Here is a 15,323-nt window from a genome sequence, read left to right as displayed (position 1 = left end):
CGCCAAATCCTCCCCCGCAAGGGGGAGGTGGCGCCGAAGGTGACGGAGGGGGAGGACACGGAACGGTGGTTTCCCTTACCGCCCCCTCCGTCTGGCAAGGGCCAGCCACCTCCCCCTGGCGGGGGAGGATTTTAGATTGGGTTCCACCCCGCCCCAAGACTTACGGGATTAAGCGATCCGCACGCAGCTCCGCGAACAGGTCGAAGAACGCGTCATCCGTGGGCTGGTATTCCTTGAACCCGAGACGTCGGCTCTTGCCCATGTCCGTCACCACCTCGATCGGGCGGCCGAGATCGGCGTCGGTGTGCCAAGGAGAGGCCAGTCGCGACAGGTCGGCTTCCGCCAGGCTTTCGCGCGCGACGATCTCGCGCCAGATGCCGGCGTCATCCCTCATCTGCTCGTCGAGCGTCAAGATCGTACCGTCGAACGGAGCCGGTTCGATCCCGAACCATTCGGCGATGCGGCCCCACATCCAGCTCCAGCGGAAGACATCGCCGTTGACGACGTTGAACGCCTGATTGCGCGCTTCCGGCGTTGTCGCCGCCCAGATCAGGTGATCGGCGAGCATCGTGGCGCTGGTCATGTCGGTGAGGCCGTTCCACTGCGCCGCCGAGCCTGGGAATCGGAACGGGCGACCGGTCTCGCGGCACAGCGTGGCGTAGACCGCGAGCGTGGTGCCCATGTTCATCGCGTTGCCGACCGCCTTGCCGATGATCGTGTGCGGGCGGTGTACGCTCCAGCCGAAGCCTTCGCGCTCGGCAGCCTCGAACACCGCGTCTTCCTGCGCGTAATAGAAGTTCTCTACGTCCAGGCGGCCCTGCTCCTCGCGGAACGGCGTCTGCGGGAGGACGCCCTTGCCGTACGCCTCGAACGGTCCGAGGTAGTGCTTGAGGCCGGTGACGAGGGCGACGTGGCCGACGCTGCCTGCTTGCGACAACGCGCCGAGCAGGTTGCGGACCATGCCGCCGTTGACGCGGATGTTCTCCGCTTCGCTGTCCTGGCGCGACCAGGTGGCGATGAACACCGCGTCGGGCTTGAGGCCGGTGAGCGCCTGTTCCAGACTGGCGGGATCCTGGAGGTCCGCCGCGACGGGCTGGACGCCGTCCTGCTCGGTCGGGCGCCGCGCGAGACCGTGGACAGTCCAACCCGATTTCACCAATGCCGCGGCGGTCGCGCTGCCGACGATCCCGCTCGTCCCTACTACCAATGCCGTCTTGGCCATCTTCAGCTCCTTATCTGCTCGCTACCAGCTAGGCACCGAACGCACCGGCTTCTAGAAGGCACCCTTTGGGGACATAGGCACCGGAAGGTATCCACATGCAGGCGGGAACGGCCGACGAGGAATGGCGCGAGGATTGCGCGCCGCGGCGGACGCTGGAGCTGTTCGCGACCAAATGGACGAGTATGATCCTGCACACGCTGCACGTCCGCCATGACGGCCCGGCGCGGACCGGCGTGCTGCTGCGCTCGATCCCGGGAATCTCGAAGAAGATGCTGACGCAGACGTTGCGCGAGATGGAGGCGGCGGGGCTGGTCGTGCGGACCGTGCATGGGACGGTGCCGCCTGCGGTGGATTATGCGCTGACGCCGCTTGGGGCGCGGTTCGTCGAGCCGGTGGAGCTGCTATACGATTGGGGGCGCCGCAATGCCGATGCGCTCGATGCGTTGCAGGCCAAGCCGACCTCGCGACGGTAACGACGGTTTGCAGTGACGATCCGCTTGTCGCTATGGGGCGCGGATGACCGCATCGGATCTCCAGGGCCTGTTCGTCACCAACCTCGTTCGGTACAATAGCGGCGACCGGCGGCGGTGGCGGCTGATCGTCGGCGACGTCAAGGTCTACAGCCTCGCGACGCACGCGCATTGCAACTGGGCAGTGACGCCGTCGGGCAGCGCGAGCGAGGTCGACGCGGTCGAGCGACTGGCGGACCGGCTGCGCGAGGATCACCCTATCATCACCGCCGGCTGACGGCGTCTCATACACGCCGGCTGACGGCCTTTCATCTACGCAGGAGCGATACATGGCGAAGCAATATTGGGCGCAGATCATCGAACTCGATGAGGAAATGACCGCCGCGACGATCCCCGGCGCGACCGATCACGAGGATGCGGCGGATTCGCTGGTCGCGGATTTCGTCGGCGCGATGGGCGGCGAGATCACCTCTGGCGCGGTGCGCGTTTGGGTTCAGGGCGGGGTCGAGAAGGTCTATGACTGGAAGGCGGACTTCACGATGCCCGACATGGACGAGATGGGCGACGAGGACGAGATGGAAGTCGAGGGCGAGATCGAGCTTACCGAGCGGGTTTGAGCGACATGCTCCCCTCCCTGGAAGGGAGGGGTTGGGGGTGGGTCGGCTTGTGGGCGGACGTCGTCCGCCCCAAGCGGCCTACCCACCCCCCTGCCCCTCCCTTTCAGGGAGGGGTGAAAGTCAGGGGACCGTCTTCCCAGCCGGCGCAAGTTCGTGCCAGGTGTGGTCGTCGTGCGCGAGGAGGGCATCCGCTGCGGCAGGGCCTAGCGTGCCAGCCTCGTACGGCTCCGGCACGCCAGCATCATGCGCCCAGAGGTCGAGGAACGGCTGCACCGCGGCCCAGCCCGCCTCGATCGCGTCCGCCCGCTGGAACAGCGTCTGGTCGCCGACGAACAGGTCGTAGATCAGCGACTCATACCCGGTCAGATGACCGATATCGAATTCGTCGGCATAGCGGAAATCGAGCGCGATCGGCGCGGTCGCCACTTCGAGGCCGGGGCGTTTGATATTGATGTCCATGCTCAGCCCTTCGTCGGGCTGGATCTGGATGATCAGGCGATTGGGCGGCAGCATGTCGGCGGCGGCTCCGGGGAACGACGCGAACGGCACCGGCTTGAAGGTGATCGCGATCTCGGTATCCCGACACGTCATCGCCTTGCCGGTGCGCAGGTAGAACGGCACGCCCGCCCAGCGCCACGTGTCGACCATCAGCTTCAGCGCGACATAGGTTTCGGTCCGGCTGTCCGGCGCGACGTCGGGCGAGGCGGTGTAGGCGGGGACATCCGCGCCCTTCACTTTTCCCGCGGTATACTGGCCGCGGACGCCGTTGCGCTTCGCCTTGCCGGGCGAATAGACGCGGACGGCTTTGAGGACCTTGCCCTTTTCGTTGCGGATCGCCTCGGCATCGAAGCTCGCGGGCGGCTCCATCGCGACCATCGCGAGCAGCTGGAACAGGTGGTTGGGGACCATGTCGCGCAGCGCGCCGGTGCCGTCGTAGAATTTGCCGCGGGTGCCGACGTCGACCGTCTCGGCGGCGGTGATCTGGACATGCGCGATGCAATCCGCATTCCAGACGCGCTCGATCATCATGTTCGCGAACCGCGCGGTCATGATGTTCTGCACCGTTTCCTTGCCGAGGAAATGGTCGATCCGGTAGACTTGCGCCTCACCGACCTTCGACAGGATACGCGCGTTCAGCGCCTGCGCGGAGGCCAGGTCGTGCCCGAACGGCTTCTCGATCGCGATCCGGCGGAAGGCGTGCGGCGCTTCCGCCATCAGGCCGTGGTCGGCGAGCTTTTCGACGATGTCACCGAAGAACTTGGCCGGCACCGCGAAGTAAAACGCGACGTTGCCCTTCACGCGGGCCTTAAGCTGTTCGTAGACCTCGTCGTGCGTGAAATCGCCCTGGAGATAGCCGACGCGATCCTTGAGCCGCGCCCAGGCATCGCCCTTCTCGCCGGCACCCTCGCCGCCCTTCGCATCGAAAGTGCCGAGCGCCTCGCGCAACGACTGGTCGTTGCCTTCGTCGATGCCGACGCCGAGCACATGGAAATCATTCCCGACCAGCCCGAGCCGGGTCATGTTGATCAATGCCGGCATTAACAGGCGGCGGGTCAGGTCACCGAATGCACCGAAGATCACGAGCGTCGTCGGCGGGGCGGGCTTGACGGACTTGCTCACGAATTCGCCTTTGGCATGGATGACCCTTTCTACGGTGATTTCTTCAAACAGCGTAGCGCGTGCCGATGTTCCGAGCTCGCGTTAAGGTCGCCCCTTTCAGGTGGCGGTGAGGATGTTGTCGCCGAACGCGCGCGCGTCGACTTCCGCCCAGTCGAGCTCCTCCTGCAAGCGGCGATAGACGTCCTCGGCCACTTCGCCCTTGTCGCGCATCTCGTGGAGCAGGACGCGCTGGCAGGCGATCATCTCGAGGTGGAGTTCGTCGAATTCGGAGGTCGCCTGCGGGTCGTCTGCCTCGGCCGTGACCTTGCCTGCCGCGCCGTAGCGGAAGCGCAGTGCGTCCGCCGCCTTGCCTTCGCGCGCGGGCAGTACCGCGAGGCCTGCGTCGATCAGCCGCTTGCGCGCGGGGGCGATCTCGTCGGCAAGCCCGGTATCCGCGCCGAGATCGAGACGGCGGATCAGCGGCCCGAGCGTGAGCCCTTGCAGAACGAGCGTACCGATCACGACAGCGAACGCCGCGAGCACGATCAGGTCGCGACCCGGCACCGATCGTGGCAGCGCGAACGCGGTCGCGAGCGTCAGCAGGCCACGCATACCCGACCATGACAGGATGATCGACGCATTCCACGGCGGCGGCTTGGGCAGCCAGGACGGCACGTAGCGGTTGGCGATCACGCCCTCGACGAACCGTACGAAGAATACCCATGCGATACGCGTGACGAGTACGGTCGCCAGCACCGCGGCGGCGAACCCGATCGCGGGCCAGCGCTCGGCGGCGGGCAGGCCGACCAGCACGTCGCGCGATTGCAGCCCCATCAGCGCGAACGCGATGATGTTGAGGACGAGTACTGCCGCCGACCACACTGCCGCCCCCTGCAAACGATCACGCGCAGGCTGGCCGATCGGGCGGCGCTGCGATACGATCATCCCGAACGTGACGACCGCGAGCACCGGCGAGATGTGCAGCCGCTCGGCGAGCAGCCAGATCCCGAACGTCACCGCGAAATCGGCGAGGCTCGCGCCTAGCGTCCGCGCGAACAGCGGCGTCACGCGGAGATACAGCCACGAGGCGATGACGCCGAGGACGATCCCGCCCGGGACCGCGGCGGCGAGCGCGAGCGGCGTCACCGGCGTATCCGAATGCGTCGCGAACGCCACCGCTAGCCCGAACAGCAACAGCGCTGTCGCGTCGTTGAGCAGGCTTTCGCCTTGGAGCAGCAACAGGCCGCGGCGCGGGATGCCGACTTCGCCGAGCACGGCTTCCGAGGCGGCGGCATCGGGTGGTGCTACGATCGCTCCCAAGGCGAACGCAGCGGCGAGCGGCAGTCCGCCAAGCGTCACGCCGACCAGCGCGACCGCTGCGGCGGTGACGAGTACCGCGAACACCGCGAGGCTCAGCAGCGGGAACCAGTGTCGCCGCAACGCGCGCGGGCTGGTGTGATAGGCGGCGTGGAGCAGCGCGGGTGCGATGAACAAGGCCAGTGCCAGATGCGGCTCGACCGTGATCTTCGGTGCGAACGGCAGCGCGGCAAAGCCAATGCCCGCAGCCGCGAGAAGCGTTGGATAGGGCACGTTCAACTTGCGCGCGACGACCAGCAGGACCAGCGCGGCGAGCAGGATGACGTCGAGGCTTTCGAATACTTCCACGGGCAGCCAACGGGCGGGAGGAGCGGACGGGCCCGCAACACCGTGCAGGCCAAAAAAAACCACCCCGTGCATGACGCACGGAGTGGCCTAGGTTCAGGGAGGAGGGACGCTAGAAGCGTCCCGTACGGCGCCGCGAAAGGGGGGGACACGATGCCGTACAGGATCTAAATGGGTGAGCGCCGTTTTGGTTCAACCCTTGTTGCACCGCACACGCAATTTTTTTGATGCGGATGCGATGACGGGCGTTTCAGCGACGCCTCAGGACCGGTGCCATCCGGGTCAGTACGGGATCGCGAAGCAGCAGATGATGGCGCAGTGCGGCGCCGATGTGCAGTACGACCAACGCTAGCATCACCCAGCCGAGCACGCCGTGGGCGCTATGGCCGAGATGCCCCGTTGCCTTGGAGACAGGGAGATACGGGACGGTGAACAGACCGAAGATGCCGACGCCACCAGGTTTTCCGCCACCCGACACCATCATCCACCCGGTCAGCGGCATCGCGATCATCAGCAGGTACAGCACGGCGTGCGTGGTATGAGCGAGGCCCCGCTCCCACCCCGGCGTTCGCGCCGGCAACGGCGGCGGGCGATGCGCCAGCCGCCACGCGATCCGCGCCGCGGTCAGCGCCAGGATCGCGAGACCAAGCGCCTGGTGCGCCCCCATCCAGGCCCGCAGCGCCGGCACCGAATCGTGCAGCAGCCCGACCGCGAGGTTGAGGATGACCAGCAGCGCGATCGTCCAGTGAAACCAGATCGCTACCGTTGAATAGCGATCCGAGCGAAGCTGCGCTGCCATAGGTCGTCCTCGTGTTCGAAGCCTCAGACGTTGAACGGCGCCGGGGCCGGCATCTGCTGTTGCGGCGCCTGGCCGAGCTGTACCTGGCGCGCGAAGATGTCGCGCATCAGCGACAGCGAGAACAGGTGCGCATACAACAGCGGCAGCATGCCCGACTTGCTCATCTTGCGCAGCGCGTCGCCGCGCAGGTCGATCAGCTTTTCCTCGTTGATCATCTGGAAACCGCGATAGACGAACGGCTGCTCGGCGCCGTCGGGCTGGATCGTGACTTCGCCGTCCATCAGCAAATCGAGCTCGCGCAGCTCGTTCATGAAGTTCTGCGTGCGCGCGCCGGCCTGTTCGAACGATTCGTTGAAGCCGAGGATGTTCTTGGTCAGCTCGGTCGGCTCGCCATTCTCGAACAGCGCGTCGCCCTCGTCGAACTCGCCGATCGCCTGCGAGGTCGGGTCGAAGCAGAGCGACAGCTCCTGCGCATCGGGGTGCAGGCGGGCGAGCATGTACGGATAGCGACGGATATAAGCCGGCACGTAGAAGGTGTTCTCGGTCAGCTTGCCATCCTCGCCGACGAACACGTTGACGCCCTCGTTCAGGCCCATCAGCGCGAGCGGGATTGCGTCGTCACCAACCGAGAACACGATCGGCATGTGACGCTGGACCAGCGGGAATTCGTCGACGGTGACGGGGATGGCATGCTGGCCGACCAGGAACGGCGCGCTGTCCTGCGGGCGGACCTTGTAGGTGGCGTGCGTGTCGCTCGAAAGCGGCTCGAGGCCATTGTAGAAAAGCGGAAGCTGGGCGGTGCTGGCCATGTTACTCTCCGGATCGGTCGGTCGAAATGCCGGTGGCTCATGCCACCGATTGGGGCGAGGCTCTATGGTGCGCGGGGCGGGCGTGCAAGTGCATGCCGGGAATCGTCGGGGCATGCTCCTTCTATCTTCGATCCTCCCCCCGCCAGGGGGAGGTGGCTGGCCCTTGCCAGACGGAGGGGGAGGACACGGAACCCGGGTCATCGCTTACCTCCCCCTCCGTCACCTCCGGCGACACCTCCCCCTAGCGGGGGAGGATCAAGCGACTCCGACGTTGCGGTTGGCGTTCAGACGAGCTTGCCCGGGTTGAGGATGCCAAGCGGGTCCAGCGCGGACTTGATCGCACGCAACGCGGTCATGCGGGCGGGCGAGGACAGGCGGGCGAGTTCGTCGCGCTTCATCTGGCCGATGCCGTGCTCCGCGGAGATCGAGCCCCCGGCCGCGACGACGAGGTCGCCGACGAAGCGCGTGACGACCGGCGCGTCCTCGGCATACCAGCGCACAGGATCGGTGCCGGGTGCGGCGCGGACGTGGAAATGGACGTTGCCGTCGCCGAGATGGCCGAAGCCGCTCGCGTGCGTGCCGGGGAAGCGCGCATCGCACGCCGCCGCCGCCTCGATCATGAAGCGCGGCATCGTCTCGACGGGAATCGAGATGTCGTGCTGCGTTGCTGGCCCGAGTGCGCGTTCGGCGGCCGAGAGCGAATCGCGGAGCAGCCAGAACGCTTCGGACTGGGTCTCGCTGGTGGCGATCGTCGCGTCTTCGATCGCGCCCTCCTCAAGTGCCTTCCCGAGCAGACGTTCCAGGAGCGCGCTCGGCGATTCGCCTTCGGTCGTGGCCGAGGTCGCTTCGATCAGCAAATGCCAAGGATGGCGTCCGGCAAGCGGCGCGCGCGCGTCGGGAAGATGCGCGAGGGCGGCGTCGAGCGACTCGGCGGGGAGGATCTCGAAGCTCTCGATCGCATCGGTCTTCGCCTGCATTGCGCGCAGGAGTTTGAGCGCGGCCTGAGGCGACGCGATGCCCACCCAGGCGGTACCGCGTGCTGCGATAGCGGGGGCAAGGCGGAGCGTTGCGGCGGTGACGATCGCCAGCGTGCCTTCCGCGCCGATGAAGAGCTGGTCGAGGTCGTAGCCGCGATTGTCCTTCTTCAGCGCGGACAGGCCGTCGTAGATCGTCCCGTCCGCCAACACCGCCTCGACGCCCGCGACGAGGCCGCGCATCGTGCCGAACTTGAGCACCTGCGTCCCGCCGGCGTTGGTGGAGACGAGCCCACCGATCGTCGCCGTGCCGCGTGCGCCAAGCGTCAGCGGAAAGCGCCGCCCCTGCGCTTGCGCGGCGCCGTCGAGGTCGGCGAGAATCACGCCCGCCTCGGCGATCGCGAGACCCGCGTCGGTGTCGACGCTGCGGATGCGGTTCATGCGGCGGAGCGACAGGATCAGCGCACTGCCGTCCGCGGGTGCGGTCGCGCCGCCGACCATCGAGGTGTTCCCCCCTTGCGCGACCAGCGGCACGCGGTGGTCGGCCGCCGCGGCGACGATCAGCGCCACCTCCGCGGTCGAGCTTGGTGACAGCATCGCCGGCGCGGTGCCATGAAAGCGACCGCGCCAGTCATGCAGCCAGGGATCGATATCCGCGGGGTCGGTGACGATCGCCTTCGCATCGAGCTGCGGGCCGAGCGCGGCGAGCATGGCCGCTTGCGAAGGGGTCAGGGTTGCTGTCTGAATAATGGACACGCACCGAGCGCTAGACAAAATTCATCGCGCGTTCAACGATGGGCCCTAACGGTTACGTCAACATCATGATCCATCCCGCGATTCCCGCTACCTTGCTTGCGCTTGCAGGCCCCGCCGCTGCGGCCGCGCTGCGCGACACGCCCACGCGTCCAGCGCCGGCGCGCATGCAGGTCGCACAGATCTCGATCCACGAGCGCGTCATCATCCGTGTTCCGCGCATGAGCCGGATGCCGATGCGGACGGTCGACCGGACGATCGAATGGAAGGAACATAAGGGTCCCAAATGCGTCGCCGTCGCCGAGATTGCGGGCGCGATGCTGAACAAGGACGGCGCGGTCGACCTGCTTATGGACGACCAGACACGATTGCGCGCGCGGCTCGACGGCGACTGCATGCCGCTCGATTATTATTCGGGTTTCTATCTGAAGCCGGGGCCCGACGGGATGGTCTGCCGGGACCGCGATGCGATCAGGATGCGGTCCGGTGCACGCTGCGAGATCGACGGGTTCAAGAGCTTGCGGCCCAAGAGATAGCGGTCGAACGCTGCGACTATCCTGGTATTTGGGAACGTCCCGCGCGCACGGTCTTACGCGTGCCGACGCGTTATTGTGACCTTGCCATCTGGACTCCGGCCCTCGCCGGGAAGGTGCGACTGGTCGGAGGGACGCAAATACCAGCGGGTATTCCCGATGTGAGAATGACGAGCGTATCATGCTTTCATTCGTTCCAAGCCCCTGCTCCACCTTCGTTTCACCGCGTTTCCTTGACATTTGTCGCTAAATCGGCGAGCGCCGGAACGCTTGAGGGCAGTGCATTTCACCCTCTATTTACCGGACATTTGCATGAGTTTTGCCGATCTCGGCCTCTCCGACGAACTGCTGAAGGCAGTCACCGACTCCGGCTATACCGAGCCGACCCCGATCCAGGCCGGCGCGATCCCGTCCGTGCTGATGATGCGCGACATCATCGGCATTGCCCAGACGGGCACCGGCAAGACCGCGTCGTTCGTGCTGCCGATGATCGATATTCTGGCACACGGGCGCAGTCGTGCGCGGATGCCACGCTCGCTGATCCTCGAACCGACGCGCGAACTCGCCGCGCAGGTGGCGGAGAACTTCGAGAAATACGGCGTTAATTCGAACCTCTCGATGGCGCTGCTGATCGGTGGCGTGTCGATGGGCGACCAACTCGCCGCGCTCGAAAAGGGCGTCGACGTCCTGATCGCGACGCCGGGCCGGCTGATGGACCTGTTCGGGCGCGGCAAGATCATGCTCAACGGCTGTTCGATGCTGGTGATCGACGAGGCGGACCGGATGCTCGACATGGGCTTCATCCCCGACATCGAGGAAATCTGCACCAAGCTGCCGAAGCAGCGTCAGACTTTGCTGTTCTCGGCGACGATGCCGCCGCCGATCAAGAAGCTGGCGGACAAGTTCCTCACGAATCCCAAGACGATCGAGGTGTCGCGCCCGGCGTCGACCAACCTCAACATCAAGCAGTATCTGGTGCCGGTGCCGAGCCAGACCGCCAAGCGCGATACGCTGCGTCGCATTCTGGCGCAGGAAGAGGTGACGAACGCGATCATCTTCTGCAACCGCAAGACGACGGTGCGCGACCTGAACAAGGTGCTGAAGCAGGCGGGCTACAAGTCGGGCGAGATCCACGGCGACATGGAACAGCCGCAGCGGCTGGCCGAGCTGGAGCTGTTCAAGACCGGCGCGGTGACGATCCTGGTCGCATCGGACGTCGCCGCGCGCGGGCTCGACATCAAGGGCGTGTCGACGGTGTTCAACTATGACGCACCGTGGCATCCCGACGACTACGTCCACCGGATCGGTCGGACGGGCCGCGCCGGGGCGACGGGGACCGCGTATACGTTCGTCGCGCCGGACGATGCCGAGAATATCGTCAACATTGAAAAGCTTACCGGGCAGACGATCGAGCGGCTGAAGGGTGCCGAGCCGAAGACGGCGCCGGTTACTGCTGCGACCGAAGACGAGGGCACGGCGCGGCGCACACGGCCGCGTCGCGGCGCGCGGTCCGAGACGTTTACGCCGGTGCCGGTTGCGGCGGCGGCTGCCGAGGAGTCGGATCGGCCCCGTACGCGGCGAGTGCCGCGGGCGGATACGGTGGCCCCGGCGATCGTCGCCGAGGTGCTGGCTGCGGCCGAGCCGGTTGCGGTGGCCAAGCGTCCGCGCTGGGAGCGTACGCCAATCGACGAGCCCGTGCCCGCGGTGAAGCCGCGCGTTGCGGAGCCGGCACGGGTCGAGCCGGTGCAGGTCGAACCGGCGTATGTGGAACCCGTTCGTGCCGCGCCTGCGCGATCGGAGCCAGTGCGGTCGGAACCTGTTCGCTCGCAACCTGTTCGTTCGGAAGCCGCGAAGGTCGAGGCGCCACGGACGGAGCGCATTCCTGCGGATCCAACCGGTGGTCGCCGCCAACCGCTCGCCGATACGCCGGCGGATGGCTGGAACGGACCATTCCCAAGCTTCCTCAATGCCGTGATCGGAGGATATGAATGACGTCGATGAGCCGTATCGCCGCACTTGCCTTGCTGGCGACTGCCGTGGCCGCCCCCGCTGCGCCCCGCGCGAAAGTCGTGGCGCCGCACGTCAATACGACGAGCTTCGACAAGCTGCCACAGCCTTTGCCGCTGCCGTATAATGAGTCGGCGAACGCCAATGCGCAGGTTGCCGCCGCCCGCGCGCGCGCGCTGAAGACGCACAAGCGGTTGTTGATCGATCTCGGCGGCAACTGGTGCCTCGATTGTCGCTTGCTCGCCGGGACGATCGACCTGCCCGAGATGAAGCGTTTCGTAGACAGCAAGTTCGTGGTCGTGACGGTCGACATCGGCCGCTTCGACAAGAACGGACAGATCGCGGCGGGCTACGGCATCAAGGGGCGGCTCAAGGGCGTGCCGGCGGTGCTGGTGGTCGATCCGCGGAGCAACCGGTTGCTGAACGCCGGGCATGAGACCGAGCTGGCGGATGCGCGGTCGATGGGGCCGCAGGCGCTCGCCGACTGGCTGGCGAAGTGGGCGGCGTGATCGCTACTCTCTAGCTTCTGGCGGCTTACATCTTCGGCAATCGCTCCTCGACGGCAACTCGATTCTAGCACGTAGTGGTACGCACACGTGCCGGTCTCGAAGAATCCTCCCCCGCAAGGGGGAGGTGGCAGGCGCAGCCTGACGGAGGGGGCGGTAAGCGCCGACCTCTGCTCCGTGTCCTCCCCCTGCGTCGCCTTTGGCGCCACCTCCCCCTGGCGGGGGAGGATCGTCGTTAGCTGCACGCGAGGTATCCACCTGCCACGCGGCGAATCTGCAGGCTCGACCGCCTATAATAGAAAGTGGATTTTAACCCGCTCCGTTCGTTCCAACCCCCGCCGTCATCCTGACGAAAGTCGGGACCCAGAGCCACGGAGGCCAACGCCTGGTATCCTGGGCCCCGACTTTCGTCAGGATGACGGGTTGGTGGCTGGTCACGCGCTCGCTCGCCCTTATGCGGCGACCGCGATCAGGGCGTCGTCCAGTGCTGCGGCGCGCAGGTACACCGGGCGTTCGATCAGGCGCGCGGCATAGTCCGCGAATGCTTCCCGCTTCGGCAGCCAGCCGAACTGCATGCCCCAAATGACCTGCGATCCGACATAAACGTCGGCGGCGGTGAAGCGGTCGCCGGCGATGTAGGGGTGCGCTGCCACGGCCTCCTCAAGCACGTCGATCACGCGATCGAAGCTGCCATAGCCGATCATCCGTTGCTGCGCCGCGTCGGGCACAACGCCGAGCGCGCGGTTGCCGGTCGCGGCTTCGACCGGGCCGGCGGCGTAGAAGAGCCAGCGATAGTAATCGGCGCGTTCCTCGACGCGGGGGGCGAGGTTGGCGTCGGGGAACGTATCGGCGAGATACGCGCAGATCGCGGCGCATTCTGTGATGGTCTTGCCGTTGTGGACCAGTGCGGGGACCTTGGCCATCGGGTTGATCGCGCGATACGCTTCGGCCTTCATCGTCGTGTCGTAGTCGAGGACGACGGTCTCATACTCGGCGTCGACCTCTTCGAGCATCCACCGCGCGACCCGGCCTCGTGACATCGGGTTGGTGTACAGGGTCAGGGTCATGCGACTCTCCTTGAGAACGGATCGTGAACGATGGTCTCATGGGGAGTGGGTGCGGTCAAGCGCGCGAGTATGTTTCCCCGCGAAGGCGGGGATCCAGACTGGACTCCCGCCTTGCGGGAGAACAAGCAGAAGGGGGCGCCGCACCGTGAAGCCCCCTCACCTCACACCAGCGCCTTGTCGAACAACGCGAGCATGCGGGCCCAGGCCTTGTCAGCCTGGACCGGATTATAGACCTTCGAATCGGGCGGGCACCAGCCGTGCATCGTGCCGGCGTAGACCTCGATCTCGGCCGGCAATTTCGCCGCCGCAAACGCGGTGCGCAGCGTGTCTTTCTCGGTCGGTGCGCGGGCGTCGTCGTTGGCGGCGATCGCGATAAGGTATTGCGCCTTGGTCCGCGGGATAAGCAGATGCGGGCTGTCGGGGGTGTCGGTGACGAACCCGCCGCCGTGGAAGGTCGCGCCCGCGCGGATGCGGGTCGGGACCGCCGCAGCGGTGCGCAGGACCATCGGGCCACCCATGCAATAGCCGGTGGTGGCCATGCCGCGCTTGCGATCGACCTGCGGCTGCGCGTCGATGAACGCGGCAAAGGCCTTTGCGTCGCGGACCGTACCCTCGGCGCTCAGCGTCGCGCGGAACGGCGCGATGCGGCTTTTCACCTCGGGCTGGTCGTAGGATTCGCCGGGCTTCAGGAACGGCGCCTTGGTCGAGCGGTAGAACTGGTTGACGACCAGGACGGCGTAGCCCGATTGCGCGAGCCGGTCTGCCATCTGGCGGAAGGCGGGACGCAGCCCCATGATGTCGGGCCAGATCAACACGCCGGGATGCTTGCCGGTGGCGGGCGCAACGAAATAGGCGTCGGCCTTGCCATCGGGCGTCGCGATCGACACGTCGCGGCCCTTGATGACGGCGGCGTTGGCAGGCGCCGGGAGCAGCATCGCGAGCCCCGCCGCGCCGGTCATCATTCCGAACTGGCGACGAGAAACGCCGGCGAGATAGGCTTCGTTATCCTCGGCGGTATGGTCGTCGCACATCGGGCTCTCCTATCGGTTTAAGCCCTTGATAAACTAGCTTGCGCGCCACCACCACACGCCATCGACGGTTTCGCGGATGGCACGCCCCTCGACCTCAAGACGGCGAAGATGCGCGAGTGCCTCGCCGGTCGCCATCCCGAGCATGTCGGGGCCGATCGCACGGCGGAACAGGCGCCCGAAACAGTCGATCGCGCGGCGGGGTTCGGCGAGGAAGACCTCGAGTTCGTCGAGCCGTTCGCGGTGCTCGCGGTCCATCGCGTCGAGCCGCGCATGGACGCCGGTGAACGGATCGCCGTGGCCAGGGAGGACGAGCAGGTCCGCTGGCAGCGTCTTCAGCTTGGCGATCGACGCGAACCATTCGCCCAGCGGGTCGGCGTTCGGTTCGGTGACGCCGAGCGAGACGTTGGGGCTGATGCGGGGGAGGACCTGGTCGCCGGCGATGAGGATGCCGCCGGCTTCGTCGACCAGGCAGGCGTGTTCGGGGCTGTGGCCGGCGCCGGTAACTACGCGCCAGTCGCACGTGCCGATGGTGAGCGTGTCGCCGTCTTCGATGCGGGTGTAGCTGAGCGGGAGCGGGGTGATGATCTTGCGGAAGCCGGCCCAGCCCTTGGCAGTGGCGTGGTCGATCTGTTCTTGGCCCCACCCTGCGCCGCGCCAGAATGCGAGCATCTCGGTGGGGACCGAGTCGCGCGCGTCGGCGGCAAGCATGCGGGCCGTGAGCCATTCGCCGCGGGTCATCAGCAGTGGCGCGGCATGGTGGTCGCACATCCAGCCGGCGAGGCCGATGTGATCGGGATGGAAATGCGTGCCGATCATCCGCGTGATGCTGACGCCGGACTTGGCGCCGTGGAAAACCGCCTTCCACGCGTCGCGTGCTTCGGGGGTGTTCATGCCGGTGTCGATCAGCGCGTCGCCGTCGGTATCGGTGAGCAGCCAGCAGTTGACGTGTTTGAGCGGACCGGGGATTTTCAGGCGGACCCAGTCTATGCCGGGGGCGACCTGCAACGTGCCGCCGCTGGCGGGCTCGGCGCCACCGAAGGGGTAGGTCAGTCCCTTGTGGCTGGTCGGTGCGAAATTGGTGTCGGGTGAAGTTGCCATCCGTTGCGGTTAGCAACTGGATGTGGCGGGAGATAGTGCTGCGTGCCGGCTGAAGCCTGGCTAGCTGAACCACGCGACCTTCTCGACCCTCCCCCGCCAGGGGGAGGTGGCTGGCACTCGCCAGACGGAGGGGGAGGCAAGCGCCACCTAGGTTCCGTGTCCTCCCCCTCCGTCAC

At 66.5% G+C, this 15,323-nt stretch carries 15 protein-coding genes; 6 read left to right on the top strand and 9 right to left on the bottom strand.

Going from position 1 to position 15,323, the window contains the following annotated elements; genetic code table 11:
* Nucleotides 1–160: 160 nt before the first annotated feature.
* A complete protein-coding gene (locus O6Y00_RS17435; protein WP_353443832.1) occupies nt 161–1,222 on the bottom strand; it encodes an SDR family oxidoreductase in 1,062 nt (353 codons plus the stop codon).
* 95 nt (nt 1,223–1,317) lie between these two features.
* Here O6Y00_RS17435 and O6Y00_RS17430 point away from each other — a divergent pair, with 95 nt between their 5' ends.
* The 3 genes from O6Y00_RS17430 to O6Y00_RS17420 are packed head-to-tail and all read left to right on the top strand — an operon-like array spanning nt 1,318 to nt 2,309.
* Complete coding sequence (locus O6Y00_RS17430) at nt 1,318–1,695, top strand: winged helix-turn-helix transcriptional regulator (RefSeq protein WP_056047560.1); 378 nt, start codon at nt 1,318–1,320, stop codon at nt 1,693–1,695.
* A gap of 43 nt (nt 1,696–1,738) precedes the next feature.
* Nucleotides 1,739–1,969: a hypothetical protein gene (locus O6Y00_RS17425; RefSeq protein ID WP_353443831.1), complete on the top strand. Its 231-nt coding sequence runs from the start codon at nt 1,739–1,741 to the stop codon at nt 1,967–1,969.
* 52 nt (nt 1,970–2,021) lie between these two features.
* The gene (locus tag O6Y00_RS17420) at nt 2,022–2,309 is read left to right on the top strand and encodes a hypothetical protein (protein ID WP_056047554.1); all 288 of its coding nucleotides are present in this window, start codon (nt 2,022–2,024) and stop codon (nt 2,307–2,309) included.
* A 120-nt stretch (nt 2,310–2,429) separates the two neighbouring features.
* Here O6Y00_RS17420 and zwf read toward each other — a convergent pair whose 3' ends face one another.
* The 5 genes from zwf to O6Y00_RS17395 form a co-directional block, all read right to left on the bottom strand.
* Nucleotides 2,430–3,929 (bottom strand): glucose-6-phosphate dehydrogenase, encoded by a 1,500-nt coding sequence (zwf, locus tag O6Y00_RS17415; RefSeq protein ID WP_353443830.1) that lies wholly within the window; start codon nt 3,927–3,929, stop codon nt 2,430–2,432.
* 96 nt (nt 3,930–4,025) lie between these two features.
* Nucleotides 4,026–5,573: a cation:proton antiporter gene (locus tag O6Y00_RS17410; protein ID WP_353443829.1), complete on the bottom strand. Its 1,548-nt coding sequence runs from the start codon at nt 5,571–5,573 to the stop codon at nt 4,026–4,028.
* A 247-nt stretch (nt 5,574–5,820) separates the two neighbouring features.
* Nucleotides 5,821–6,369: a cytochrome b gene (locus tag O6Y00_RS17405; protein WP_353443828.1), complete on the bottom strand. Its 549-nt coding sequence runs from the start codon at nt 6,367–6,369 to the stop codon at nt 5,821–5,823.
* A 23-nt stretch (nt 6,370–6,392) separates the two neighbouring features.
* Nucleotides 6,393–7,178 (bottom strand): SapC family protein, encoded by a 786-nt coding sequence (locus O6Y00_RS17400; protein WP_353443827.1) that lies wholly within the window; start codon nt 7,176–7,178, stop codon nt 6,393–6,395.
* A gap of 284 nt (nt 7,179–7,462) precedes the next feature.
* Nucleotides 7,463–8,863, bottom strand: coding sequence for an FAD-binding oxidoreductase (locus tag O6Y00_RS17395; protein ID WP_353443859.1), 1,401 nt, complete (start codon nt 8,861–8,863; stop codon nt 7,463–7,465).
* Nucleotides 8,864–8,973: 110 nt separating this feature from the next.
* Between O6Y00_RS17395 and O6Y00_RS17390 the strand changes: the two genes are divergently transcribed.
* The 3 genes from O6Y00_RS17390 (at nt 8,974) to O6Y00_RS17380 (ending at nt 11,954) form a co-directional block, all read left to right on the top strand.
* Nucleotides 8,974–9,441: a hypothetical protein gene (locus tag O6Y00_RS17390; protein WP_353443826.1), complete on the top strand. Its 468-nt coding sequence runs from the start codon at nt 8,974–8,976 to the stop codon at nt 9,439–9,441.
* Nucleotides 9,442–9,750: 309 nt separating this feature from the next.
* Entirely contained in the window at nt 9,751–11,430 is a 1,680-nt protein-coding gene (locus O6Y00_RS17385; protein WP_353443825.1) for a DEAD/DEAH box helicase, read from the top strand.
* A 5-nt stretch (nt 11,431–11,435) separates the two neighbouring features.
* On the top strand, nt 11,436–11,954 hold the full coding sequence (locus tag O6Y00_RS17380) for a thioredoxin family protein (protein ID WP_353443858.1): 519 nt from the start codon (nt 11,436–11,438) through the stop codon (nt 11,952–11,954).
* Nucleotides 11,955–12,403: 449 nt separating this feature from the next.
* Here the strand turns inward: O6Y00_RS17380 and O6Y00_RS17375 are convergent, their stop codons facing one another.
* The 3 genes from O6Y00_RS17375 to O6Y00_RS17365 all read right to left on the bottom strand — a co-directional run bounded on the left by O6Y00_RS17375 (nt 12,404) and on the right by O6Y00_RS17365 (nt 15,147).
* Nucleotides 12,404–13,018 (bottom strand): glutathione S-transferase family protein, encoded by a 615-nt coding sequence (locus O6Y00_RS17375; RefSeq protein WP_353443824.1) that lies wholly within the window; start codon nt 13,016–13,018, stop codon nt 12,404–12,406.
* Between the two features lie 161 nt (nt 13,019–13,179).
* Nucleotides 13,180–14,049: a dienelactone hydrolase family protein gene (locus O6Y00_RS17370; protein WP_353443823.1), complete on the bottom strand. Its 870-nt coding sequence runs from the start codon at nt 14,047–14,049 to the stop codon at nt 13,180–13,182.
* 33 nt (nt 14,050–14,082) lie between these two features.
* Nucleotides 14,083–15,147 (bottom strand): MBL fold metallo-hydrolase, encoded by a 1,065-nt coding sequence (locus O6Y00_RS17365; RefSeq protein ID WP_353443822.1) that lies wholly within the window; start codon nt 15,145–15,147, stop codon nt 14,083–14,085.
* Nucleotides 15,148–15,323: the final 176 nt, after the last annotated feature.

This window comes from Sphingomonas faeni, from assembly GCF_040407565.1.
Classification (GTDB): Bacteria; Pseudomonadota; Alphaproteobacteria; order Sphingomonadales; family Sphingomonadaceae; genus Sphingomonas; species Sphingomonas faeni_F.
The sequence above is the reverse complement of the archived record's forward strand: the minus strand, read 5'-3'. Positions and strand labels throughout refer to the sequence as shown.